Below are 21,579 nucleotides of genomic sequence, written 5' to 3' on the forward strand. Positions count from 1 at the left end.
TTCGCGGCGAGATCTCCTACCCGCGGAGAGGAAACGCGCGGATGACGACCGCGGTTGCCGTGGTTTGAGGCGATGGCTGGGTGCCGGTGAAGTCGCGGAGTACGCGGCGCAGGCGGGCGCGGAGTTCTGTCAGCTGGCCTTCGGTCAAGGCGAGCACCTCGCTGAAGGCGAAGTCCTCGCCGTCGGAATGCCGTTCAGCCAGCCAGGTGGCGTACGCGACGTCCTCCAGTTCGCGGTTCAGGTTCGCCTGGGTGGCCGCAACTCGCCGCCAGGGCTTCGCCCGTCCGGGGGTCTCGGGGACGGGTTCGATCAGCCCGAACTCTTCGAGCCGTCGCAGGTGAAAGGAGCAGGTCCCGGTGCTCTCGCCGAGTTCTCGTGCCGCGAGGGTCGAGGTTGTCGTCCCGTCACGATCGATGAGGGTCAGTAGCGCGTTGCGCAGCGAGTGACCGTAGCCGGAGTCCCGCTTGCTGGAGGTCCCACGCTGGTCAGGCATGTTCAGAGCATAACCACCTACTTTGCAAAGTGATCTCTTTGCAAAGTAGGTTCTTTGCATGGCGACGTTCATCCAGGGCCGCTCGGTGCGGCGGCTGCCCGAACTGACCGACGAGGTCCTCCGCGGTTCACCGCGGCGGATCACCGAGTACGGCGAGGCGATCCTGCATCGTCCTTGCCGGACGGTGCGCGAGTTCGGGGCTGATCGGTGGGCCGCGCTCATCGACGACATGTTCGCCACGATGTGGATCGCCGAGGGCTGTGGACTGGCGGCGAATCAGGTCGATGTCGATGCGCGATTGTTCGTCTACGACCTCACCGATGAAAACGGGGACCGGCATCTGGGTCACGTGTTCAATCCGCGGATCGAGTCGCTGGCGGGCATTGTCGGTGATCAGAGCGGTGGCGAGGGGTGTCTGTCGGTGCCTGGTGCGACTGAGCAGGTCGCCCGCCCCGGGCGTGTGGTTCTCCGGGGCGTGGACCTTGAGGCGCGGCCGCTTCAGGTCGAGGCATCCGGGTACCTGGCTCGCTGCCTGGTTCATGAAACCCAGCACCTCGATGGGACCGTGTACGTCGATGGGCTCCCGCCGAGCGCAAGGGAGCGTGCGCTGTTGCAGTCGGCGTCGGCTCGCAACACTGTCTTCGCGCGACGGGAAGCTCGGCAACGCGAGCTCGGCAAGTAGCCGGCAGCGTTGGTGGTCGACGTTCTGCGTGGTCGCTGGGGCGGCTCCGCGGGTAGACAGCCCGGCGCGGGCTCGGGCGCGGCTGGGTGAGAACATTGGGATCCGTGACGGTAGATACCAGTGAGATCGTGCAGGCGGCCGGGGTGTTGCGCTCCGGTGAGCTGGTGGCCTTTCCGACCGAGACTGTTTACGGTTTGGGCGCGAATGCGGAGGACCCGGCGGCGGTCAAGCGCGTCTTTCAGGTGAAGGGCCGTCCGCCGTCGCACCCGCTGATCGTTCATCTGTCCGACGCCGCGCAGCTGGATCAGTGGGTTGACGCGGTACCAGCGTCCGCTCAGCAGCTCGCGGAGCGTCTCTGGCCGGGGCCGCTCACGCTCGTACTGCGGCGGAGCCGGCGGGTTCCGCTCGAAGCGACCGGTGGGTTGGAGACGGTGGCGGTGCGGGTGCCGGCGCATCCGGTCGCGCTGGCGATGCTGACGGAGTTCGGCGGTGGGGTGGTGGCACCTTCGGCGAACCGGTTCGGCGCGGTGAGCCCGACGACTGCGGATGACGTCCGGGCGGAGCTCGGTGACGCCGTCGATCTGGTACTGGACGGTGGTCGCTGTGACGTCGGCGTCGAGTCGACGATCGTGGATGCCAGTACTGAGGAGTTGACGATCCTCCGGCCGGGCGGGGTGACGCGTGAAGCCATCGAGGCTGTGTTGGGTCGCGCGGTACCGGTCCCGTCGACAAGCGATGTCCGCGTACCGGGCCAGCATCCGTCGCACTATGCGCCGCGAGCACGGGTCGTACTGGTCGACCCCGAGAAGGTTGTCGCCGAGGCCGAGCTCGCCCAGGAGTTGGGGCACCGGGTCGGCGTACTCCTTCCAGCCGCCTTGGCCGGTACGACGGTGAAGGCGCAGGCTGTTGTTCCGGTGCCGGACTCGATGGAGGCGTACGCACGCGGGCTGTTCGGCTATCTTCGCGAGTTCGACAAGCAAGGATGCGATCTTGTGGTGGCGTCCTTGCCTGCGGAGGAAGGGCTGGGTCTCGCGATCGCCAACCGGCTGCGTCGGGCAGCCGGTCCACGCATGGAGGATCACCCCAGCAACTGATCCTCCCTTTACCTACTGGTCGAGTTTGCGTGCCGACCCGCACTCGGCCGCCGTCGGTTGGCCGCAGGTGCAGGGGCGGAGGCCGTCCATGAGGAGGTTCAGCAGGCGGGTTGCCATTGCTTCGTGCTGGGGCGAATTGGCGACAGTGAAGATGCCGATCAGGGCGGCGGCGATGTCTTCGGCGGAGACGTCGGTGCGGAGCTGGCCGCTCGTACGGCCGGCCTCGAGGAGGTCGTCGATGGCGCCGAGCAACTCGGTCCTGGTGTGGGCGTGGGCGATCTCGCCTGACTCGATCATGGCGAGCAGTGTGTTGAGCATCCCGTTCTTGGTCGCGATCCAGGCACCGAACAGGTCCATCCAGCGGCGCAGGGCGGCGGGCGGGTCGAGCTCTGCGAGTAGCTCACAGGTGCCGGCGGTGAGTCGCGAGACCTGGTCCTGGTAGACCGCGTCGACGAGTGACTCGCGGGTGGGGAAGTGCCGGTAGAGAGTGGCGATGCCGACGCCGGCTTCGTTGGCGATCGCGCGCATCGACGGTTCGGTCTCGGCTGCGGCGAACATGCGCGTGGCCACGGCCAGGAGTTGTTCGCGGTTACGCGTCGCGTCCGCCCTCGGCCGGCGCCGTTCTGCGGCAGTCAAAACGGATCACGCTCCACTTATGCTAGATTGGGTGTCGAAACGGAGCATAATCCGTTTAACCTGGCGAGCCGCGACCGGAGACGTACGCGTATGAATGAACCGAGCATGACCACGCCGGAAACCACCGGGCGGGCGGTGCAGTTCGAGGTGTTCGGCGGGCCGGAAGTCTTGCGGGTCCGCGACGTTCCCGTGCCCCAGGCCGGTCCGGGGCAGCTCCGCGTACGGGTCGCCGCGGCCGGCCTGAACCCGATGGACTGGTTCATGACCACTGACGCGGAGACCGCCGCGCGATTCGGCTTGAGCCTGCCGTGTGGGTTCGGCACGGACTATTCGGGAGTCGTGGATCAGGTCGGCGAGGGCGTGAGCGCGTACGCGGTCGGTGATCGGGTGTTCGGAGGGGTGCTGTCTCGTGCGGTCGCCGACTATGTGGTCGTGGACGAGGCGGGAACTATCGCGGTCGGCGGCGAAGCGCACCGTACGCCGTCCGGTGTTGACGACCGAACCGCCGCCACTCTTGCCATTGCGGGGCGTACGGCGGCCGCTGCTGTGGCCGTGGTCAAACCAGGTCCGGGTGACACGGTGCTCGTCGGTGGCGACCGCGTACGTGAGCTGGCTCCCGCCGGTGTCACTGCGGTCATGGACCTGCACGGGACAGACACGGCGCAGACAGCTCGCGAACTCGGCGTACCCGACGAACGCATCACCACCATCGCCGCCCAGGTCGACGGAATCACGCCGGCGAATGGTGCCAACGCACCGTACGCCGCGCTCGACGAAATCGCCGGCCTGGTTGCCGCAGGCAAGCTCCGGGTGCCGATCGCGGCCGGCTACCCGGTCGACCAGATCCGCACCGCCGTCGAGCTCCAGGCCGGCCGGCACGTACAGGGCAAGATCGTCATCGACCTCTGACGAAGTTCAGGGGCACCGCAGGGCTGAGAGGCAGCTGCGCACCTCCGCTCAGACCTCCTCCGCTGGTCTGGCTCAACTGTGCCGCACGGCCTTCCTGCTTGGCGCGGCGCCTCAATCGGAGCTTTCGTGGTCTTCCAGGCCGACTGCTTTGCGTAGTTCGCGGGTCGCGTCGCCCAGGCCGTCGGAGCCGCCACCGCTGTGCTCCATCAGGGCGGCCAGACCGCCCGCGACAGCGTTGAGTTTGTCCTGTACCGCTTCGTCGGCGCGGGTCTGGGAGTTCTGTAACAACGCCACCAGCAAGAACGTCACGATCGTGGTGGCGGTGTTGATGATCAGCTGCCAGGTGTCGACGGACTTGATCACAAAGTACGACGGCACCCAGACCAGTACGAGCAGCACGCACAACGCGAAGAACCACGCACGGGAGGCGAACCGTGACGCCACGGTCGCAAATTTGTCGAAGAAGCCGAGATCGGACGTCGAGACATCCGACGGCATGTGCGCGGACTGCTCCGCACCGGCAACTGTGTTCGCCACGACAACCTCCGAAGAACCTGCCCTGACCAGCCGCAGGGATTGCCCCGCCGGTGCCCCGCAATCCCGCTTTCATGCCCGAATTCCGAACACAGCGCCCCAGGCAACATGACGAGCGCCCCTGCTATCGACGTGGTGCGATCTCCAGTTCGAGCGCGGTCTCAATCGCCCGGAGTGAGGCCTGTCCGGCCGGTGGCCGAAGTGTGGGGTTTGCGCAGCGTTCAATGTCACCTGGGGTTCGATCGGATCGCTGGCGTTAAGTGATCGGTCTCGGGGTGGTGGTTGTCGCGGTGGTGGAGGTCGTGTTCGGCTCGGTAGGCGAGGTAGGGCGCGGTGGCGTGGAGGTAGGCCAGCCAGGCGAACGTGAGGGAGAGCAGGTAGGTCGTGGGTGCTGTCGGCAGGATGAACGGGGTGAGTGCGGCGGCGGTGAGGCAGCTGAGGGCGAGGACGACCTCGGTTTTGGCGCTGGTCAGTGCTCGTCGCAGGCTCGGTTGCTGGCGGAACTTGTCGGTCCGCTGGAACGACGTGCGGCGGCCGAGTACGACGTCCAGACCGGCACCGGCCATGGTTGGGCGGACGGCGAGCAAGGCGACCAGGCCACCGAGGGTGGTTCGGTTGTCGAGGCCGACGACTGTGCGATAGATCGTCCAGCGCATCAACCGTCGGGCGAACAGCATCGCGAGGACGCCGATCAGCGCGGACGGAACCACCGGCGGTACGGTGCCCGAGACCGCCATCGCGACGAGCAGTGCGCCGCTGATCGGCAGCGCCAGTACGCCCGCTCCGGTGGTCAGGATGACCAGGTCGTAGTTGCCGTGGCGCCAGCGTTGCGCCGCGGTCAGCTTGGACGGACGCCGCCAGGGTCCGGGGACGAACAGCCGCCAGTGCCGTTTGAACTCCTGACCGGGACCGTACGTCCAGCGGTAGCGCTGCTTCTTGAGTTCCTCGAAGGTCTCCGGGATGAGGCCCCGCCCGTACACCGTGGTGAGGAACTTCGACTGCCAACCGGCGGCGTGGACTCTGATGGCGAACTCGGAATCCTCCGTCATGCACCACTCGGCCCACCCGCCGGCCTCGTCCAGAGCTGTCAGCCGGATCAGGGACATCGTGCCCACGGTGATACCGGCGCCATGCTCGTTGCGCGACACCATCTCGGTTGCTTGTGCCCACTGGTACGCCGCATTGGCCATCCGTTGATAGCCGGAGTGCTCGAAGTCGCGGTAGGCGTGCGGACACTGGACGAACCCGAGCGAGGGGTCCTCGAAGAGGCCGACCGTGTCGCGCAGCCAGCGTGCGGTCACCTGGTAGTCGGCGTCCACGAGCGCGACCAGTTCGGTGCGCGGGTCCAGTAGTCGCCGGGACCAGTTGAGGGCGCCGGCTTTCGCGCCGGTGATCCCCTCGACATGGACGAAGCGGAAGCGTGATCCGAGCGCGCGGCAGTGCTGCTCCACCGGCTCCCACAGCGCCGGATCGCTGGTGTTGTTGTCGATCACCAGCACCTCGTACGCCGGATAGTCCAACTGTGCGAGGTGGTCGAGGGTCGCCTTGACGATCTCCGGAGGCTCGGAGTGGATGGGGACCTGCACGGTCACGAACGGCGCGTTCGCGGGCGGTATCCAGGAGGTCAGTGGCTCGGTCGACACTCGCCAGCGACGCCGGATGAGTGGATCCCATCCCTCGTACTGCTGGACAAGGGCCGGCACGGTCCGGATCACACTGAGTACGACGACGACCCACAGTAGTACGACGGTGACCGCGTTTCCGGTGAAGCCCGCGAGCGCGATCAGGACCCGTACGGTGCCGAGCCCGACCAAGCCCAGCAGGCTCGCCCAGAGCACCACGCCCGCGGGGGAGTAGTCACCCCAGAGCAGGCCGCCGGCCCGGGCGAACACTCGCGCCGACAGCACAACCGCCGCAACCACATGCACGGCTGCCAGGATGCAGATACAGACATCGATCACCACCATGGGATCCGCCACCTCCGCCGCGCACCGTAGTCACCGCAAAGCTCACCGCGTGACCTTTCGACCAGGGTCAAATCAGTCAGCCGGATGAGATCGCGGGTCGCGTCGCCGCCTGGGCGCAGACGTCGGGCTCGAACGTGCACGACCTGCCGCTGTCGGAAGGGCGGGGCGAATGAAGCGCTGGGTACGAGGTGCTACGTGTCGTAGCCGAGTCCGTCCCAGGGTTCGTAGTAGGCGATGAAGTCGCCGGGCTCGATGTGGATGGAGTACTCGCCCTCGTACTGGCTGACCTCCCAGCCGAAGGTGATGTTGTCGATCTCCTTGGTGAAGGGTTCGACATCGATCGGTTCCAGGACGTACTTGCCGAGCTCGGCCAGCCGGGCAGCTACGAGTTTGTCCGCGTTGGCTGAAGCTGCTTGACCTGGGGGAAGCCCGGCGGGGCGAGTGACCTTGTCGACCTTCACTTCGTCGAAGGTGCCGTCGGCCTTCCACAGGAACAGCCCGACGTAGGACGAGTCTCGACTGAACAGTTCGTCGCTCAGGAAGAACTTGCGTCCGTCCGCGGCGGTTCCGGCGTACGGTACGTGATAGTCGTCAGGCACGATCCTGAAACGCGTGGGCGCCTGGTCCATTGCATCTCCTTCATCCGGGTCCGCCCGCGTCGAGGCGCACGCGGTCAGTACGAAGAACAGCGCGGTCATGCACAGCGTCCAGGACGCAGTACGAACCGACCCACGCGAGTTCGTCACCGGGTTCCTTCGCTCAGCCAGTTGCCGACGATCGGTTCTCGGTCGTTGCCGTGACGTCGTACCGGACCCAGCCGGTGGTGATCTGGTTGAAGAGTTTGGATCGTCGTCGGCCTCGCGCCCGATACTGCCCGTCACCAACAAAGCATCGATGTCCTCGTCGTCAGCGAGCGCGCGCTGGACCACGTCGATCAGTTCACTCTGCGCCAAGCCTGGCACTGCTTCACCGGACCCTTCACCTGTTGGCTGGCATCCACCAGTGCCGCAACGCTCTCCCGAGGTCGCCCAGCCTAGTTCGGCTTGACGGGCTGCGTATGTTGGTTGCCGGTCGACTGACAACTGAGGAGGTCTCGGTGACCGTTCGCAGCGACGACTCTGGCGCGGGATGTGCACCCGGGGTGGAGATTCAGGTTGTCACGGCTGATCGCTGGAACGACCTGGTCAAACTGTTCGAGCGCAAAGGCCGTCGCCGTGGCGCCGCGGGCGGATCACGGCAGGCTTGAACGGTCTCGGCAGTACGGGCCAACTCCGGGCGACCGGGACATTTTCGCGGTCACCTGTTTCTACGTCGATCGTGATGTCCGGGGAACTGGAGTAGCCAGCGCGTTGCTGGACGCCGCGATCGACCACGCGCGAGAGCAGGGCGCCGCCGCTCTGGACGCGTTCCCGAAGACGAGTCTCGCACCGCATGCCCAAGCCAGTCGCAGGGCCGAAGAGAACGACAGCTGGATGGGGCGCCGTGCCTCGTACGAGACGCGTGGATTCCTCGCCGTCCGCGACGCCGGTGCGAGAACCGTCATGCGCCTGACATTCGACTGACCAGTTGAGTGAAAGGCCGGCGGAGTTAGCGGTCGGAAGGGTGGCGGCGGCGTTGGGTGATGTCGGTCAGGGCGGGGGGATCGGGCGCCCAGACGGCCTGGTAGAGGTCGGTGCCTGGGGGCACTATCTCGTCGATGCGGTCGAGGGTGCTGTCGTCGAGGGTCAGGTCGGCGGCCTTGAGCAGGCCCGTCAGCTGGTCCATCGTGCGTGGGCCGGAGATGACGGAGGTGACGGCCGGGTGGCTGGTGACGAAGGCGAGCGCGAGCTCGGGCAACGTGACGTCGAGGTCGTCGGCCACCTTGATCAGTTGCTCGACCGCGTCGTACTTCGCGGCGTTCCCCGGCAGCGACGGGTCGAAGCGCGCCGGAAAGAGCGCGGCCCGGCCGGTACTGAGATCGACCGGCTGGTCCTTGCGGATTTTGCCGGACAGGAACCCGAAGGCCAGCGGGCTGTACGTCAGGACGCCCATCCCGAGCCGGTGGCAGACCGGCAGGATGGTGCGTTCGATCCCGCGGGCGATCATCGAGTACACCGGTTGGTTGGTGCGGAACCGGCCGTAGCCGCGGCGCTCCGACACGTGGTACGCCTCGACCAGTTCCTCCGCCGGGAAGGCCGAGCACCCGAAGGCGCGGATCTTTCCGGCGGAGACGAGATCGCTCAGTACCCACAGCGTTTCTTCGAGGTCCGTGGTGTGGTCCGGCCGGTGCACTTGGTACAGATCGATCCAGTCGGTGTCCAGCCGCCGCAGGCTGTCCTCGACCGCGCGGGTGATCCAGCGCCGCGAGTTGCCGCGCCGGTTCCGGACGTTGCCGTCGTCCAGCGGGAAGTGGCCCTTGGTCGCGAGGATGACGTCGTCTCGCCGTCCCTTCAGCGCCGCCCCGACGATCTCCTCGGACTCACCGGCGGAGTACATGTCGGCGGTGTCGACGAAGTTGATCCCGGCGTCCAGGGCGGCGTGGATGATCCGGATGCTGTCCTCGTGGTCGGCGTTGCCCGCGCTGCCGAACATCATCGTCCCGAGGCAGTGCGAGCTGACCTCCATCCCGGTCCCGCCCAGCGTGCGATAGCGCATGAAGTCTCCTGGTCTCGGTGGTACTGCGTGCCAGTCCGGACTGTAGAAGCTAGAGCGCTGTCTAGGTCAAGCGTCCCTGGAGCGGAAGGCCAGGATTGCGAGCGCCGTGAGGCCGGCCGCCCAGACCGCAAGTGTCATCCAGTTCGTACTGTCCGGGAGGTACTTTGCGGCCGATGTACGGCCCTGCAGCAGCGGACCGATGATGAAGTAGTACGCGAGCAGGCCGACCAATGCCGGAACCGTCCGCCGGATCAGGGTGCCTGTCGCGTGCGCGATGACGGTCGTGATGGTCAGGTAGCCGATCGCTCTCGCGTCCGCGGTTCCGTCGATGAGAGCAGTGACGGCAACTGTCGTACCGGCGACGGGGAGCGTGATGACCAGAAGTGCGATCACCTTGGCGCCGTACGCGGTGATCCTTCGAGGTACGGCGGTCAGCGTCGTACGGATCTGACCGCCTTGGTACTCCGAGGTGATCGGAAGCAGACCGAGTACGACAAACCCGGCCGCTACTGGACCGGACAGCGCATCGCCACCGTCCTGGCCGGCGTTGACGAGAGCGATGGTGAGCAGTGCGGTGAGCGCCCAGATTCCCGCGATGGTGTACGCGATCGCCGGCAGCGTGCACAGCTTCAAAAGCTCGGCCCGGAGCGCGTCCGCCGACACCTTGGCGTCGCTGCGCGGTGTCACGCGTCGCGCCGGGTGAACACAGTGACGCCGATCCCGGCAACCAGTACGACCCACAGCCCCATCACCAGGCCGCCGGTCACCGGAGCGATCTCGAAAGAGGTACGCAGATCGCGCAGGAACATCCGCATCCCGGCCAGGTCCGGCAGGTAGTTCGCCCAGCGTGTGACCTTGGACAGCAGGAAGCTGACCGAGACGACGGACGCGTTCACGATGAAGAACGTGAGCGGGATGATCCCGCTGCGGGTGACCAGCGTGATGCTTGCGGCGAGTAGGGCGGTCAGGATCCAGTACGCGATGACGCCGCCTACTCGCGGGAGCTCCGCCGTACTGATCGTGGTTCCGGTGAGGGAGCTTGTGGTCAGGGCGATGGCCGAGCTGACGAGTGCGAGCAGGCCGACTGTCATGGCCAATGCGGCCGCCTTCGCCAGCAGGAGCCGGGACCGCGACGCCGCCACGGTCAGGCTGGTGGTGAGCTGCCGCCCGCCGCCGGACTCGGAGCCTTCCGCGAAGTATTCGCTGCTGACCGCGACCACCCCGAGTACGACTGCCCCGATGACTCCGGCGGCCAGGTCCTGGAATCCGGCGTCCACACCTCTGGGCACGTCACTGCGGGCGTTGAGGGCAGCCACTCCGGCGGGCAGGATCAGGGCGAGCGCGGACGCGATCCAGGCGGCCGGAAGCGTCGCGAGCTTGAGCAGTTCGGCGTGGATCAGCTTCACCGCAGACCTCCTTGCGGCGCGCCGGTGAGGTCGAAGTACGCGTTCTCGATGGTGCCGTGCTTGCCGACGACCTCCGGTAATGTGCCCTGGGCAACTATTTTGCCTTGGTGGATGACCACGACGTCATCGACGGTTTCGGCGACCTCGCCCAGGAAGTGGCTGGACAGCAGCACCGTACGGCCGGTGGCGGCGCGATCGCGCAGGAAGGTCCGGATCCAGCGGATGCCCTCGGGGTCCAGGCCGTTCACCGGCTCGTCGAGGATCAGGATCTCCGGGTCGCCCAATAGCGCGGCGGCGAGTCCGAGCCGGCGGCTCATGCCGAGCGAGTAGCTCCGTACGCGGCGGCGGGCGTCGTTGGTGAGTCCGACGACTTCGAGCACCTCCGTGACCCGGGACGGGGGCAGCCCGCCGGCCGCGGCGATCCAGCGCAGGTGCCCGCGCGCGGTCCGGGACCGATGCGCTCCAGAACCGTCGAGGAGCGCGCCGACCTTTGTCAGTGGATCCTTCAGCTGGCCGAACGGTACGCCGTCGACGAGCGCCGTACCCGAGGTGGCCGAATCCAACCCGAGCAGGATCCGCAACGTCGAGGTCTTCCCCGCACCGTTCGGCCCAAGAAACGCCGTCACCCGCCCCGGCCGCGCCTCAAAACTGAGACCGGACAATATCTCCCGCGACCCGCGCCGCTTACAGAGCTCATGAATCGAAAGCATCCCCCAACCCAACCCGACCCCACCCCAAACCACATCACCCCCAGGTCCGTCATCCCAGAGTCCGACCAGGCGAGGTGCCCGCAGCGCTGGATGTTGTATGCGGCTGGAGAACCCGGCACAAGACGGGCGGATCTCCACTCGTGTTGTGGGTTCTCCACTCGTATAGCGGTGGAGAACCCACAACAGGAGTGGATATCCGTCCCAGGTGGCTTCTTCGCTGGCAGACGAGAGGGGGATCCGGGCAGGCGCCGACAGATACTCGCGCTCGCGACTACTCCGCACCCACTATCTGACCTTCCACCCACGGATCGGTCACAAGAGCCTGAAATACCCTCGTCCAGAAGGGCGTTGACTCTGTACGGTACGGGCCATGGCGCTGACGCGTGAAGGATTGCTCGAGGATCTGCTGCGCCTGTCGCGGGGCTGCCCGAGTCTTCTGTGGGAAGAGAAGCTTGTCGCGCATGCTCCCGAAGTCTCGGACTTCTACGTGACGGCCGATCACACCGAACCGATCATCGTGTCTGTCCGCGACGGATTCGACGATGTGCGGGTCATGGTTGATGGCTACGTCTTCGAGGACGTGCCGGCGTCCGACCTCTACGCCTTTCTCGCGGCTGTGCTCGACGGTGACTGGGAGGTCCACCCGAACCGAGGCTTCTGGAAGCCAAGCCGGATGGAGGTCCACCGAGGCGACCAGCGCTGGCTGTCCTGACCAAGGGCCATCCGCGCAGGTCAAGTAGTCGACTACTTTCTGTGATCTGGCGGTAACTTTTGTACAGTTAGACTGCTTTCGTTCGTTAATTGGTGACGCGAAGGAGAGTGTGAGTGAAGCGGATTGTGGTTGGGGCTGTGCTGGTTGCTGGGTTGGTTGGGGGGCAGGTTGCGGTTGTGGTGCCGGCTAGTGCTGGTACGACGGTGGTGCGGGCTGGGTGTTCCAAGCGGCAGGTGATTGCTGAAGAGAAGTTGAACATTCGGAAGACGGCCAGTGCGGGCTCCGACAGTCTTGGTGCCTTTCCGAAGGGGGCCCGGGCGGACTGTCTGGGGAACTTCGCGGGCGGGAATGTGACCGCCTGCGGGTCCACCGGCAACACGTGGACCCATATCAAGTACGGCACCAAGAGCGGGTACGTTCCGTTCAGCTGCGTGAAGTTCGTCGACCCGAGCTGACGACCGAGAGTGCCCCTGCCGATGCGGCGGCAGGGGCACTCCGGTGCTTAGGCGCGGCCGTGGCTGGCGCGGGTGCGGCGGGCCAGGGAGTCGACGCCAACTGCCAGCAGGAGTACGACGCCGGTGACGAGGAAGCGGTAGGACGAATCCAGGCTCAGCAGCGTCAGGCCGCTCGAGATCGACTGGATGACGAGCATTCCGAGCACGGCGGCGAACGCGGTCCCGCGCCCGCCGAAGAGCGAGGTACCGCCGATCACCGCGGCCGCGATCGCGTTCAGGTTGACGTCTCCGCCGCCGCTGGCCTGGTTGGCGGCCGCGAGCCGGGCCGCGCCGAGGATGCCGCCGAAGGCAGCCAGCGTGGTGCAGATCGTGAACGCCGAGACGTACATGAGCCGTACGTTGATGCCCGCCCGGCGCGCGGCTTCGACGTTGCCGCCGACCGCGTACATGGCCTTGCCCCACTTGGTCGACGACAGCGCGTAGTGCAGCGCCAGCGCGAGAGCGATGAACAGTACGAACATCCACCCGATGCCGCGCGTCCGGTTCAAGTACCAGACGACGAAACCCAGACCGGCCGCGAGTACGCAGCTTCGCACCACGAGGAAGCGAAGCGACTTGGCCGACAGGTTCGCCGCGCGCCGCTTGGCCGCGTGCCGAAACCCCACACCGAAGAGCGCACCCGCGGCAACGACCACGAGCAAGTACGACAGCCAGTCGGGTACGAACCACAGCTGGGCGAACTCCACGAGCCCGGAGTCGAAAGGCAGATTGACCGAACCGATCGCCCCGAGCGCTTTCAGCTGCAGCCCGAGGAAGGAAAGCAGCCCGGCCAGCGTGATCACAAAGGTGGGAATGCCGATCCGGTTGAAGATTTGCCCGTACAGCACACCGATTGCCGCGCCGGCTGCGAGCGAGAGCAAAACGGCCAGCCAAGCCGGCCAACCCTCTTTGACGAAAAGGATCGCGGTGATCGCGGCGCACAATCCGCTGATCGATCCGACGGAAAGATCGATCTGCCCGACGAGCAGTACGCACACGATGCCGAGGGCAATGACCCCGACCGGTACGCATTCCATCAGCAGATTCACCAGGTTCGTGCTGGACAGAAAGATCGGGTTCATGATCTGCAGTACCACGCAGATCACCAAGAGCCCGGCAATCACGGGAACCATTCCGAGCTCACCGGCCCGGACCCGGTCCAGGAAGGCGGTGGCCGCACCGCGCGCGCCGGAAGCGCGGCGGAGGCGCTCGTCGGTGAGATCGGTGGCGGTCACTGCCTTACTCCTTCAGTCGGTACGGCGCCGGCGCCGGTGATCGCGGCCACGAGCTGCTCCGAGGACGTACTGCGGGCATCGAAGACACCGTTGTTCCGCCCGAGCCGCAAGACCACGACCTGATCGGCGACAGCGCGTACATCGGCCATGTTGTGGCTGATCATGATCACGCCGTGACCGTTCTCCCGGAGCCTGTCGATCAGGCTCAGTACCTCGGCGGTCTGCGCGACACCGAGGGCCGCGGTCGGCTCATCCAAAATGATGATCTTCGGATCGCCCAACAGGCTTCGGGCGATCGCGACCGTCTGGCGCTGACCGCCCGACAGCGCCGCGACCGGCAGCCGGACGGCGGGGATCTTCGCGGACAGTTGCCGAAGCAGTTCCCAGGACCGGACCTCCATCGCGACGTCGTCGAGCCGGAACGGGCCGAGCTCCTGGCCGAGGAAGAGGTTCTCGATCACGTTCAGGTTCTCGCAGAGCGCAAGGTCCTGGAACACGGTCGCGATGCCGAGCTTGTGCGCCGCCGCCGGGCCCGGGATCGACACCTCACGGCCCTCGAAGACGATCGCGCCCGCGTCTGGAGCGTGTACGCCGGACAGCACCTTGACGAGAGTGGACTTGCCGGCCCCATTGTCACCGACGACGGCGACCACCTGGCCGGCATCGACAGCGAGGTCGACATCGGTCAGGGCCGCGACGGCACCGAAGTTCTTGCGGATGCCGCGCAGTTGCAGAGTCGTCATGAGTTCAGGCCCAGCTGCGTACACGCCGCCTTGTACTCGGCTGTGCAAACGTCACTGATCTTCACCGCGAAACCCGGCTCCTGCAGTACTTTCGCGATGTTGTCCCGGGTCACGACGGTCGGTGTGAAGAGCTCCGACGGAGTGTCGAAAAGGGTCGTCTTGCCCGCCGGTTTGTTGCCCTTGGCAAACTCATGGGCGACGGTCGCGGCCGCGTCGGCGACGATCTTGATCGGCTTCGAGATCGTGTTGTACTGGTCGCCGGAGATCACCCGCTGGAGGGCTGCCAGTTCGGCGTCGTTCCCAGTGACCGGCGGCACCTTGGCCCCGGCTGCCTTGAATGCGGCGATGGTTGCGCCGCCAGTGCCGTCGTTGGCCGCGACCACGCCCGCGATCTGGTTCGGGAAGCGAGTGATCTGGCCGCTGACCCATTCCTGGGCCTTGGGCGGTGTCCAGCCCGGTGTGTCGAACTCGGCCAGCAGCTTGAAGCCGCTCGGGTCGACCGCGCTGTGGATGCCCTTCTTGATCAGGCCGGCCGCGGCGTCGGTGGGGGAGCCGTTGACCTGCAGGATGCCGCCGGTGGCCTTGGTCGCCTTCAGGTGGTCGACCAGCGACTGAGCGATCAGCTGCCCGATCTTCTCGTTGTCGAACGAGATGTAGTAGTCGGCCTTCTTGTCGGGGATCGGCCGGTCGTACGCGATCACCGGGACGCCCTGGCCCTGGGCGGCCTGCACGATCGAGGCGGCCGCGGCGGAGTCGACCGGATCAATCACGATCGCCTTCACGCCCTGCGCGAGCATCGAGTTCGCCTGTTGCTGCTGCTTGGCGGGGTCGGCTGCCGCGTTCTGGTACAGCACCTGGCAGCCGGCGCACAGTTCCTTCATTTTCGCGGTGAACAGTGGCGCGTCGAACAGTTCGTACCGGGTGGAGGCGATGTCCGGCATCAAGAACGCGATCTTCGCATCCGTACCGCCGGCGGTTTTGGTACCCGAACCACACGCCGTCACGGTGGTCGAGAGCGCCAGCAGTCCCGCGGCAACCAGTACACCGTAACGCTTCATCCGCCCACGCCTCTCAGAGATTGCTGTTAAATTCACGACGAAGGCTGTTACAAAACCGCAGGTGTGCACGGACTGTCAAGGGTTGGCTGCGCTGAGCTTCGGCCGAACTTCCCGGAGCCGGGGCGTAAGGTCACAATCGGCGGTGTACGTCGCAGGCTCGATCCGGAGGTCGATGACCGTGGCTGACTTCGATCAGGTGTCCGCGCATCCCGGTGAACCGCATCGTGGCGGCCTGGCCGAAAGACTGAACTGGTTGCGGGCCGGGGTCCTGGGGGCCAACGATGGCATCGTTTCGACGGCGGGACTGGTGGTCGGTGTGGCCGGGGCGACCACCTCGGGGACTGCGATTCTGACCGCGGGTGTGGCGGGTCTGAGTGCTGGTGCGGTGTCTATGGCGCTGGGCGAGTACGTCTCCGTCAGCAGTCAGCGTGATACCGAGCGGTCGCTGCTGGCCAAGGAAGAGGCTGAACTGGCCGAGGCGCCTGCCGACGAGTTGGCGGAGCTGACTGCGATCTACGTGGCCAAGGGCCTGCGGCCGGAGACGGCGGAACTGGTAGCGGCGGAGCTGACTGAGCGGGATCCGTTGATGGCGCATGCCGAGGCGGAGTTGGGGATTCGTCCTGATGAGCTGACGAATCCGTGGCACGCGGCTGGTGCGTCCGCGCTCGCCTTCACGGTCGGGGCGTTGCTGCCGTTGATTGCGATCCTCATCCCGGGGCCTGGGATTCGCGTACCGATCACGTTCGCCGTCGTACTGCTCGCGCTCGCCGGCACCGGGGCGTTGAGCGCGCGGCTGGGCGAGTCACGCCCGGCGCCCGCGGTCGCCAGACTCGTCGTCGGCGGCGCCCTCGCCATGGCCGTCACGTACGCCCTCGGCCAACTCGTCGGCTCAGGCGCACTCTGAGCGGTCTTACGCGCTCAGCGGCGGTCGACGGCCGGGGCGCGGTGTTGTTCGACCTCGGTCAGGTATTCGCTCATCGCATCACGGTTGCGGATCAGTACGTCGATCCGGGCACTGAGCTTGTCGCGCTCGTCCGTCAGTACGGTCAGCATCTCCGGTGTCGCGTCCGGGAAATGGATCGATCGGGGTTTGTCCAGGCAGGGCAGGATCTGCTTGATGATCCGGGTCGGCAGCCCGGCCGCCAGTAGACCCTGGATCTGCTGGACGCGATCGACATACCGGTCGTCGTACTCCCGGTAGCCGTTCGCGCTCCGGTCCGGGACGATCAGCCCTTGCTCCTCGTAGTACCGCAGCAGCCGGCGCGATGCTCCGGTCAGCCGTGACAACTCACCGATGCGCACGCGGTCAGCCTAGTCGCGGATCGCGTACTTGACCATCACATCAATGTGAGGGTTTGAGGATCGTTGCCATGACCACCACAAGTTCGCGACCCGTCAGGCTGTCCTGGTCAGCATTGACGGCGTTGGCGACCGCTGTCTTCATCACCAGCCTGACCGAGACCCTGCCCGCCGGAGTCCTGCCGGAGATGTCCGCCACGCTGGGCGTCAGTTCGGGCGCCGCCGGTCAAGCAGTCACCGTGTACGCGGCCGGCACCGCCCTGACCGCCATCCCGCTGACGGCGATGACTGCCTCCGTTCGGCGCAAACCCCTGCTGCTCTTGGCGATGACGGCCTTCTTGATCGCCAACACTCTCACCGCTGCCGCACCGGGATACGCCGTGCTCCTGTTCGCCAGGTTCCTGGCCGGGGTCGCCGCCGGTCTCGCGTGGGCGATCCTTGCGGGCTACGCGCGGCGAATCGCCCCGGCCGGGCTGGAAGGGCGCGCGATCGCGATCGCGATGACGGGGATCCCGCTGGCGCTCTCCCTGGGCGTGCCGGCCGGCACGCTGCTCGGGCAACGCGTGGGCTGGCAAGCAGCATTCGCAGCCGTGTCGATACTCACGATCGCCGTCGTCATGTGGATCATCCGCTCGGTACCGCCCGTCGACCAACCATCCGTCGCCCGGCCGGCGCTCGACCGTCCAGCCGTCGAACGTCTACCCATCGAGCGGTCACCTATCGAGCGGCCGGGGATCGTGGGCGCCGGGAGATCGTCCGCGCGACAGACTCTGAAAGTGCCTGGCGTGGCAGCGATCCTGCTCGTGGTCGTGGCCTTCGTGCTGGGTCACACGATCATCTACGCATACATCGCGCCGTACCTGTGGCACGCCGGCCTCGGACCGTCCACCGACGCGGTACTGCTCGCATTCGGCCTCGCATGCCTGGTCAGCATCTGGTACGTGGGGCGGGGTATCGATCAGCACTTGCGGACGCTGGCGTTGACCGGGGCAGCACTCTTCACACTGTCCGTCGCGGTGATGGCCGCGACGCAGGCGCATCCGGTCGTCTGGATCGCCGCGGTTGTGTGGGGCCTGGGCTGGGGCGGTATGCCCACCTTGCTCCAGACCGCCGCCGGTCAGGCCGGCCTCCGCGGCGGACCGGCCGTCGCCGACACCGCCCAGGCGATCCTCGTCACCTTGTGGAATGCCGCGATGGCGCTCGGCGGAATCATCGGCGGCCTCATCCTCCAGGACCTCGGCGCGGCCACGGCGGCCACCGCAGCCGCGATCCTCGGAGCCATCAGCCTGCTCATCATCACCGCCACCCACCGCAACGCCTTCCCCACAACCCAGACAACACCATGAACCCGCACTTAGCCAGGCGCCGTACACCCGCCGCCCTTCGCCACGCGCCGCACGCCGTTCGCCCGCCGCACTTCGCCAGGCGCCGTATGTCCGCGGCCCTTCGCCAGGTGCCGTTCGCCTGGGGCCCTTCGCCAGGCGTTGTACGCCGCAGTGCTAACGCCGCCTGTGGATGTGTGCTTCGGACACGTGCTTTCGCCGGGAGTCGGTGGCAGTACACCTGAATGCGAAGCTAACATCGCGCCCGGCCGGCGCGGGCGGTCCGCGTCGTACGCCCGGGGCCCTTCGCCACGCGCCGTACGCCGCCGCCCTTCGCCAGGTGCCATTCGCCTGGGGCCCTTCGCCAGGCGTTGTACGCCGCCCGTGCTAACGCCGCCTGTGGAGGTGTGCTTCGGACTCGTGCTTTCGCCGGGAGTCGGTGGCAGTACACGTTGAACGCGGAGCGAACATGTCCGGGCCTGCGCGGGCGGTGCGCGCGTCGTACTCGGGGACGGGACCGGGAGAGAAGCTGGCCGCGGCGGCCGGTTCGCTTGGCGGCGCGGCCAGTTGGCGGGTCGTGGACAGCGCCGACAAGGCTTCGCTGGCCGCGTTCGTGGAGCCGCTTGGGCGGATCGATCATCTCTTCACGCCGGCTGCTCCCGCGTACGTGGCCTGCAATGCGGCGGTTGAAGGACTGGGCCGCGGGTTGGCGTTCGAGCTGGCACCGGTACGCGTCAACGTCGTCTCGCCCGGAACGATCGATGGCAATCTCTGGGCGCAACGGTCCGACGACGTACGTGAGGCCGGCCTTGCGCGGTATCGCCGGGACAGCTTGCTGGGCCGAGTCGGGAGCGAGTCGGAGGTCGCCGAGACGGTCGTGTTCCTGTTCACCAACGGCTTTCTGACCGGTGCGACGAAATATCCCGACGGCGGCTACTGCCTGCGTTGAGTCCGCCGGGGCCGCAGAGCAGGGCCGGCTTGGCGGGCGGTTGCGGTGTCAGGGAAAGTTGCTGGATGCATACGCGGTATGCATACTGAGTATCTATGTTCTTCACTCGTGTTCCGGGGACGGTTTGCCGCAAGCTGCTGCGCGTAACTGCGGTGGTGGCGGCTGTGGGTGGGGTATCGGCGATCAGTGCGCCGGCGGAAGCGGAGGTGGTGCCGGTTGCGGCGGTTGCGCGGGTTGCGCCGGTGGGGAAGGTGGCGCCGGCGGCGAAGGTGGTGGTGATTGGCGTACCTGGGCTGACGTGGGAGGCGGTGAAGGCGTCGCCCGAGTTGACTGCGCTGGTGGGCGAGGCGCAGGTCGGCTCGATCACCGTTAAGACGGCTGGTCCTGTCACTTGTCCGATCGACGGGTGGCTGACGATCAGTGCGGGTGCGCGTGCGTGGGGGAGTGGTCCGGGGGAGGCTTGTGGCGCGCTGCCGGCGATCACTGGTGGCGAGGTCGCGGGCTGGCGGGCGTACGCGAACCGGCAGGCCGAGCACCACACCGGCGCACGAATCGGCCGCCTCGGCGAGATCGCCCAGGCCGCTGAGACCGGTCACGCCGGGCGGCCTAGTGAGGCCGGTCGGGGCGGTGAAGCCGGTCGAGCCGGTGAGTCCCGTGAGTCCGCTCGGGCTGGCGACTCCGGTGAGTCCCGTGAGTCCGGTCGGCCTGGTGAGTCCGGCGAGTCCGGTCGGCGCGGTCGGGCTGGCGAGTCCGGTGAGGCTGGTCGGGGTGTTCGGGCTGGCGAGTCTGGTGGGTCCGGTCGGGGCGGTGGGTCTGGTCGGGCTGGTCAGCTGGTTTGTGGGTTCGGTGCGGGTGCTGCGATCGCGCTGGCGAGGGCGGACGGCTCGGTGGCGAACTGGCGCCCTGAGTTCGACGCGGCGAGGCTGGCGAGCAACAGTTGCGGCGCCGCAATCGTCGACGCCGGTGCTCTCCTTGGGCAGGAGGATGCCGGTGCTCTGGCCGGGCATGGTGACGCGGGTGCTCTCGCCGGGCGCCGTGAAGCCGGTGCTCTCGCTGGGCAGGAGGGTGGTGGTGCTCTGGCCGGGCGGGAAGGTGGTGGTGCTTTGGCCGGGCATGGTGACGCGGGTGCTGTCGCTGGGCAGGAGGGTGGTGGTGCTTGGGCCGGGCATGGTGACGCGGGTGCTGTCGCTGGGCGGGAGGGTGGTGGTGCTCTGGCCGGGCATCGTGACGCTGGTCGGCGGATCGCGGAGCTTGTTGCGCGGGTCAAGGGGGCTGGGGGGCGGGTGCTGCTTGTCGGGATTGGGCAGCAATCGGCGGAGGCGCGGCGCGAGTTGCTGGTGGCGATGCAGTTTGCGCCGGAGGGCGGTTCGGGATGGCTGACCAGCGCCAGTACGCGCCGGCCGGGTTTGATTCAGCTCAGCGACATCACCGCGACCATCGTCCACGAGCGGACTCCCGGTACCAGCGATCTGTCCGGTGTGGACAACGCCGGTCCGCTGGATGGGAGTCCGATCCGCGCCACCGGCGACCGGTCCAGCGACGTGGGCGCGGTGATCGAGAACAGGCTTGACTTCAACCAGCGGTTCGAGCAGCAACGGCCGAGGTTGATCGCGGTCTCGCTCACGATTCTAGCTGCGGAACTCCTTGCTTTGGCGTGGTTCTGGATCAAGCGCAGTCCGCGGTCCCGGCGTACCTTCGTCTTCACGCTGCTTGTTCAGTGCGGGTTCTTTGTCTCGGTGTTTCTGTCCACGCTGACCTTTTGGTGGCGCTGGCCGGCGCCTGGTTTCTCCTTGTACTGCGTGGTTCTGGGCGGAAGTGTGATATTGGCCGGACTCGCTCAATGCGTGCTGAAGCGGGATGCATTTCTCGGCATTGCCTTGGCGGCGTACCTGACCCTCTTGCTGGATGGCGTACTCGGGACGCCCCTGCAATTCGGGAGCATGTTCACCGACGGGCCGATCACGGGCGGACGGTTCTATGGTTTCGGAAACTCCACCTTCGCGACGCTTGCGGTCGCTGCGCTCGTCACTGCCGGTGCGGTTGCGCAAAGGCTGATCAACAAGAGCAGAGCGCAGGCTGCGATTGCCGTACTCGCCATTGGTGGCGCCGCGATTGTCGTCGACGGCTGGCCGGGTTGGGGGACGGATTTCGGCGGCATCATTGCGCTGACTCCCGCCGTACTGCTGATGGCTTGGCTGACGTGGCGCGGCAACATTTCTTTGCGTGCTCTGATCGGCGAGGGCCTGGCTGGTTTGCTGGCTGTGTCCGCCGTGGCATTCGCCGACTATTCACGTCCGCCGGAGGCGCGCACTCATTTCGGCGCGTTCGTGGCGCGGTTCCTGGACGGCGACGCGAGCGAGCTCCTGATCCGCAAACTACAGGCGGCCGCGCATCCGTTCACGGGTATAGGCGGTTGGGCAATGCTGGCCGGAGTCGTGTTGTGGATGGTCGCCACGGTCCTGCCCGGCCGAGTACCGTTCCCGGCCTACCGCACCTTCTACAACAAGCTCCCGATGGCCCGACCAACGCTGCTCGCCCTGTCAACCTGCGGCCTGATCGGCATGCTCCTCAACGACGCCGGCGTAGCCCTCCCCGCCATCATGATCGGCTTCGCCCTCCCACTCCTCGCGGCCCACCTCCTGGCAACACCCAGCCGAGCGCCACTCGATGCCCACCCGACGACCGATCACCTGTGACAGTCA

General features: G+C 66.9%; 23 protein-coding genes. 10 read left to right on the forward strand and 13 right to left on the reverse strand.

Going from position 1 to position 21,579, the window contains the following annotated elements; genetic code table 11:
- Positions 1 to 16 precede the first annotated feature (16 nt).
- Entirely contained in the window at positions 17 to 493 is a 477-nt protein-coding gene (locus ABD260_RS29090) for a helix-turn-helix domain-containing protein (protein ID WP_344238535.1), read from the reverse strand.
- 58 nt (positions 494 to 551) lie between these two features.
- Here ABD260_RS29090 and def point away from each other — a divergent pair, with 58 nt between their 5' ends.
- Together def and ABD260_RS29100 are read left to right on the forward strand one after the other, a co-directional pair.
- Positions 552 to 1,175, forward strand: a complete 624-nt coding sequence (def, locus tag ABD260_RS29095; RefSeq protein ID WP_344238537.1) for a peptide deformylase — start codon at positions 552 to 554, stop codon at positions 1,173 to 1,175.
- Positions 1,176 to 1,279: 104 nt separating this feature from the next.
- A complete protein-coding gene (locus tag ABD260_RS29100) occupies positions 1,280 to 2,269 on the forward strand; it encodes an L-threonylcarbamoyladenylate synthase (RefSeq protein WP_344238539.1) in 990 nt (329 codons plus the stop codon).
- 12 nt (positions 2,270 to 2,281) lie between these two features.
- Here the strand turns inward: ABD260_RS29100 and ABD260_RS29105 are convergent, their stop codons facing one another.
- Positions 2,282 to 2,839 (reverse strand): TetR/AcrR family transcriptional regulator, encoded by a 558-nt coding sequence (locus tag ABD260_RS29105; RefSeq protein ID WP_344238541.1) that lies wholly within the window; start codon positions 2,837 to 2,839, stop codon positions 2,282 to 2,284.
- 171 nt (positions 2,840 to 3,010) lie between these two features.
- On the opposite strand from ABD260_RS29105, the gene ABD260_RS29110 reads away from it, so the two are divergent.
- Positions 3,011 to 3,814 carry an alcohol dehydrogenase catalytic domain-containing protein gene (locus ABD260_RS29110; RefSeq protein ID WP_344238543.1) on the forward strand — a complete coding sequence of 268 codons (804 nt, stop codon included), beginning with the start codon at positions 3,011 to 3,013 and terminating at the stop codon, positions 3,812 to 3,814.
- A 111-nt stretch (positions 3,815 to 3,925) separates the two neighbouring features.
- On the opposite strand, the gene ABD260_RS29115 is transcribed toward ABD260_RS29110, so the two are convergent.
- The 3 genes from ABD260_RS29115 to ABD260_RS29125 all read right to left on the reverse strand — a co-directional run bounded on the left by ABD260_RS29115 (position 3,926) and on the right by ABD260_RS29125 (position 7,061).
- The gene (locus ABD260_RS29115) at positions 3,926 to 4,351 is read right to left on the reverse strand and encodes a low affinity iron permease family protein (protein ID WP_344238545.1); all 426 of its coding nucleotides are present in this window, start codon (positions 4,349 to 4,351) and stop codon (positions 3,926 to 3,928) included.
- Between the two features lie 224 nt (positions 4,352 to 4,575).
- A complete protein-coding gene (locus ABD260_RS29120) occupies positions 4,576 to 6,315 on the reverse strand; it encodes a glycosyltransferase (protein ID WP_344238546.1) in 1,740 nt (579 codons plus the stop codon).
- Between the two features lie 191 nt (positions 6,316 to 6,506).
- Positions 6,507 to 7,061 carry a hypothetical protein gene (locus ABD260_RS29125; RefSeq protein ID WP_344238547.1) on the reverse strand — a complete coding sequence of 185 codons (555 nt, stop codon included), beginning with the start codon at positions 7,059 to 7,061 and terminating at the stop codon, positions 6,507 to 6,509.
- A gap of 468 nt (positions 7,062 to 7,529) precedes the next feature.
- On the opposite strand from ABD260_RS29125, the gene ABD260_RS29130 reads away from it, so the two are divergent.
- Entirely contained in the window at positions 7,530 to 7,877 is a 348-nt protein-coding gene (locus ABD260_RS29130) for a GNAT family N-acetyltransferase (protein ID WP_344238548.1), read from the forward strand.
- A 25-nt stretch (positions 7,878 to 7,902) separates the two neighbouring features.
- Here ABD260_RS29130 and ABD260_RS29135 read toward each other — a convergent pair whose 3' ends face one another.
- The 4 genes from ABD260_RS29135 to ABD260_RS29150 all read right to left on the reverse strand — a co-directional run bounded on the left by ABD260_RS29135 (position 7,903) and on the right by ABD260_RS29150 (position 11,065).
- Positions 7,903 to 8,949 carry an aldo/keto reductase gene (locus ABD260_RS29135; RefSeq protein ID WP_344238549.1) on the reverse strand — a complete coding sequence of 349 codons (1,047 nt, stop codon included), beginning with the start codon at positions 8,947 to 8,949 and terminating at the stop codon, positions 7,903 to 7,905.
- 66 nt (positions 8,950 to 9,015) lie between these two features.
- A complete protein-coding gene (locus ABD260_RS29140) occupies positions 9,016 to 9,636 on the reverse strand; it encodes a hypothetical protein (RefSeq protein WP_344238551.1) in 621 nt (206 codons plus the stop codon).
- A complete protein-coding gene (locus tag ABD260_RS29145) occupies positions 9,633 to 10,355 on the reverse strand; it encodes an ABC transporter permease (RefSeq protein WP_344238552.1) in 723 nt (240 codons plus the stop codon). Before ABD260_RS29145 ends, ABD260_RS29140 begins: the two co-directional genes overlap by 4 nt.
- Positions 10,352 to 11,065: an ABC transporter ATP-binding protein gene (locus ABD260_RS29150; RefSeq protein ID WP_344238554.1), complete on the reverse strand. Its 714-nt coding sequence runs from the start codon at positions 11,063 to 11,065 to the stop codon at positions 10,352 to 10,354. Before ABD260_RS29150 ends, ABD260_RS29145 begins: the two co-directional genes overlap by 4 nt.
- 370 nt (positions 11,066 to 11,435) lie before the next feature.
- Between ABD260_RS29150 and ABD260_RS29155 the strand changes: the two genes are divergently transcribed.
- Both ABD260_RS29155 and ABD260_RS29160 read left to right on the forward strand, forming a co-directional pair.
- Positions 11,436 to 11,777, forward strand: coding sequence for a hypothetical protein (locus tag ABD260_RS29155; RefSeq protein WP_344238556.1), 342 nt, complete (start codon positions 11,436 to 11,438; stop codon positions 11,775 to 11,777).
- A gap of 113 nt (positions 11,778 to 11,890) precedes the next feature.
- Entirely contained in the window at positions 11,891 to 12,232 is a 342-nt protein-coding gene (locus ABD260_RS29160) for an SH3 domain-containing protein (protein ID WP_344238558.1), read from the forward strand.
- A gap of 47 nt (positions 12,233 to 12,279) precedes the next feature.
- Here ABD260_RS29160 and ABD260_RS29165 read toward each other — a convergent pair whose 3' ends face one another.
- Genes ABD260_RS29165 through ABD260_RS29175 form a run of 3 tightly spaced genes read right to left on the reverse strand, consistent with a single transcriptional unit; the run spans position 12,280 to position 15,307 of the window.
- A complete protein-coding gene (locus ABD260_RS29165) occupies positions 12,280 to 13,506 on the reverse strand; it encodes a sugar ABC transporter permease (protein ID WP_344238560.1) in 1,227 nt (408 codons plus the stop codon).
- The gene (locus ABD260_RS29170; RefSeq protein WP_344238562.1) at positions 13,503 to 14,249 is read right to left on the reverse strand and encodes an ATP-binding cassette domain-containing protein; all 747 of its coding nucleotides are present in this window, start codon (positions 14,247 to 14,249) and stop codon (positions 13,503 to 13,505) included. Before ABD260_RS29170 ends, ABD260_RS29165 begins: the two co-directional genes overlap by 4 nt.
- The gene (locus tag ABD260_RS29175) at positions 14,246 to 15,307 is read right to left on the reverse strand and encodes an ABC transporter substrate-binding protein (RefSeq protein ID WP_344238564.1); all 1,062 of its coding nucleotides are present in this window, start codon (positions 15,305 to 15,307) and stop codon (positions 14,246 to 14,248) included. The genes ABD260_RS29170 and ABD260_RS29175 overlap by 4 nt, the downstream gene beginning before the upstream one ends.
- Before the next feature lie 172 nt (positions 15,308 to 15,479).
- On the opposite strand from ABD260_RS29175, the gene ABD260_RS29180 reads away from it, so the two are divergent.
- Positions 15,480 to 16,211 (forward strand): VIT1/CCC1 transporter family protein, encoded by a 732-nt coding sequence (locus tag ABD260_RS29180; RefSeq protein ID WP_425553413.1) that lies wholly within the window; start codon positions 15,480 to 15,482, stop codon positions 16,209 to 16,211.
- Between the two features lie 14 nt (positions 16,212 to 16,225).
- Here ABD260_RS29180 and ABD260_RS29185 read toward each other — a convergent pair whose 3' ends face one another.
- The gene (locus ABD260_RS29185; protein WP_344238568.1) at positions 16,226 to 16,609 is read right to left on the reverse strand and encodes a MerR family transcriptional regulator; all 384 of its coding nucleotides are present in this window, start codon (positions 16,607 to 16,609) and stop codon (positions 16,226 to 16,228) included.
- Positions 16,610 to 16,677: 68 nt separating this feature from the next.
- Here ABD260_RS29185 and ABD260_RS29190 point away from each other — a divergent pair, with 68 nt between their 5' ends.
- From ABD260_RS29190 to ABD260_RS29200, 3 genes are all read left to right on the forward strand, one after another.
- A complete protein-coding gene (locus tag ABD260_RS29190; RefSeq protein ID WP_344238570.1) occupies positions 16,678 to 17,952 on the forward strand; it encodes an MFS transporter in 1,275 nt (424 codons plus the stop codon).
- Between the two features lie 445 nt (positions 17,953 to 18,397).
- Complete coding sequence (locus tag ABD260_RS29195) at positions 18,398 to 18,877, forward strand: SDR family oxidoreductase (protein ID WP_344238572.1); 480 nt, start codon at positions 18,398 to 18,400, stop codon at positions 18,875 to 18,877.
- Positions 18,878 to 18,972: 95 nt separating this feature from the next.
- Positions 18,973 to 21,573, forward strand: coding sequence for a TrbL/VirB6 family protein (locus ABD260_RS29200; RefSeq protein WP_344238574.1), 2,601 nt, complete (start codon positions 18,973 to 18,975; stop codon positions 21,571 to 21,573).
- The last annotated feature ends 6 nt before the right edge of the window (positions 21,574 to 21,579 follow it).

It is taken from the genome of Kribbella hippodromi (assembly GCF_039531045.1).
In the GTDB taxonomy this organism is placed as follows: Bacteria; Actinomycetota; Actinomycetes; order Propionibacteriales; family Kribbellaceae; genus Kribbella; species Kribbella hippodromi.

Coding starts and splice junctions, on each gene's coding strand:
- ABD260_RS29090 (WP_344238535.1), bottom strand. CDS start 493: ATGCCTGACCAGCGTGGGACCTCCAGCAAGCGGGACTCCGGCTACGGT.
- def (WP_344238537.1), top strand. CDS start 552: ATGGCGACGTTCATCCAGGGCCGCTCGGTGCGGCGGCTGCCCGAACTG.
- ABD260_RS29110 (WP_344238543.1), top strand. CDS start 3,011: ATGACCACGCCGGAAACCACCGGGCGGGCGGTGCAGTTCGAGGTGTTC.
- ABD260_RS29120 (WP_344238546.1), bottom strand. CDS start 6,315: ATGGTGGTGATCGATGTCTGTATCTGCATCCTGGCAGCCGTGCATGTG.
- ABD260_RS29135 (WP_344238549.1), bottom strand. CDS start 8,949: ATGCGCTATCGCACGCTGGGCGGGACCGGGATGGAGGTCAGCTCGCAC.
- ABD260_RS29150 (WP_344238554.1), bottom strand. CDS start 11,065: ATGCTTTCGATTCATGAGCTCTGTAAGCGGCGCGGGTCGCGGGAGATA.
- ABD260_RS29155 (WP_344238556.1), top strand. CDS start 11,436: ATGGCGCTGACGCGTGAAGGATTGCTCGAGGATCTGCTGCGCCTGTCG.
- ABD260_RS29170 (WP_344238562.1), bottom strand. CDS start 14,249: ATGACGACTCTGCAACTGCGCGGCATCCGCAAGAACTTCGGTGCCGTC.
- ABD260_RS29175 (WP_344238564.1), bottom strand. CDS start 15,307: ATGAAGCGTTACGGTGTACTGGTTGCCGCGGGACTGCTGGCGCTCTCG.
- ABD260_RS29180 (WP_425553413.1), top strand. CDS start 15,480: ATGACCGTGGCTGACTTCGATCAGGTGTCCGCGCATCCCGGTGAACCG.
- ABD260_RS29190 (WP_344238570.1), top strand. CDS start 16,678: ATGACCACCACAAGTTCGCGACCCGTCAGGCTGTCCTGGTCAGCATTG.
- ABD260_RS29195 (WP_344238572.1), top strand. CDS start 18,398: ATGTCCGGGCCTGCGCGGGCGGTGCGCGCGTCGTACTCGGGGACGGGA.
- ABD260_RS29200 (WP_344238574.1), top strand. CDS start 18,973: ATGTTCTTCACTCGTGTTCCGGGGACGGTTTGCCGCAAGCTGCTGCGC.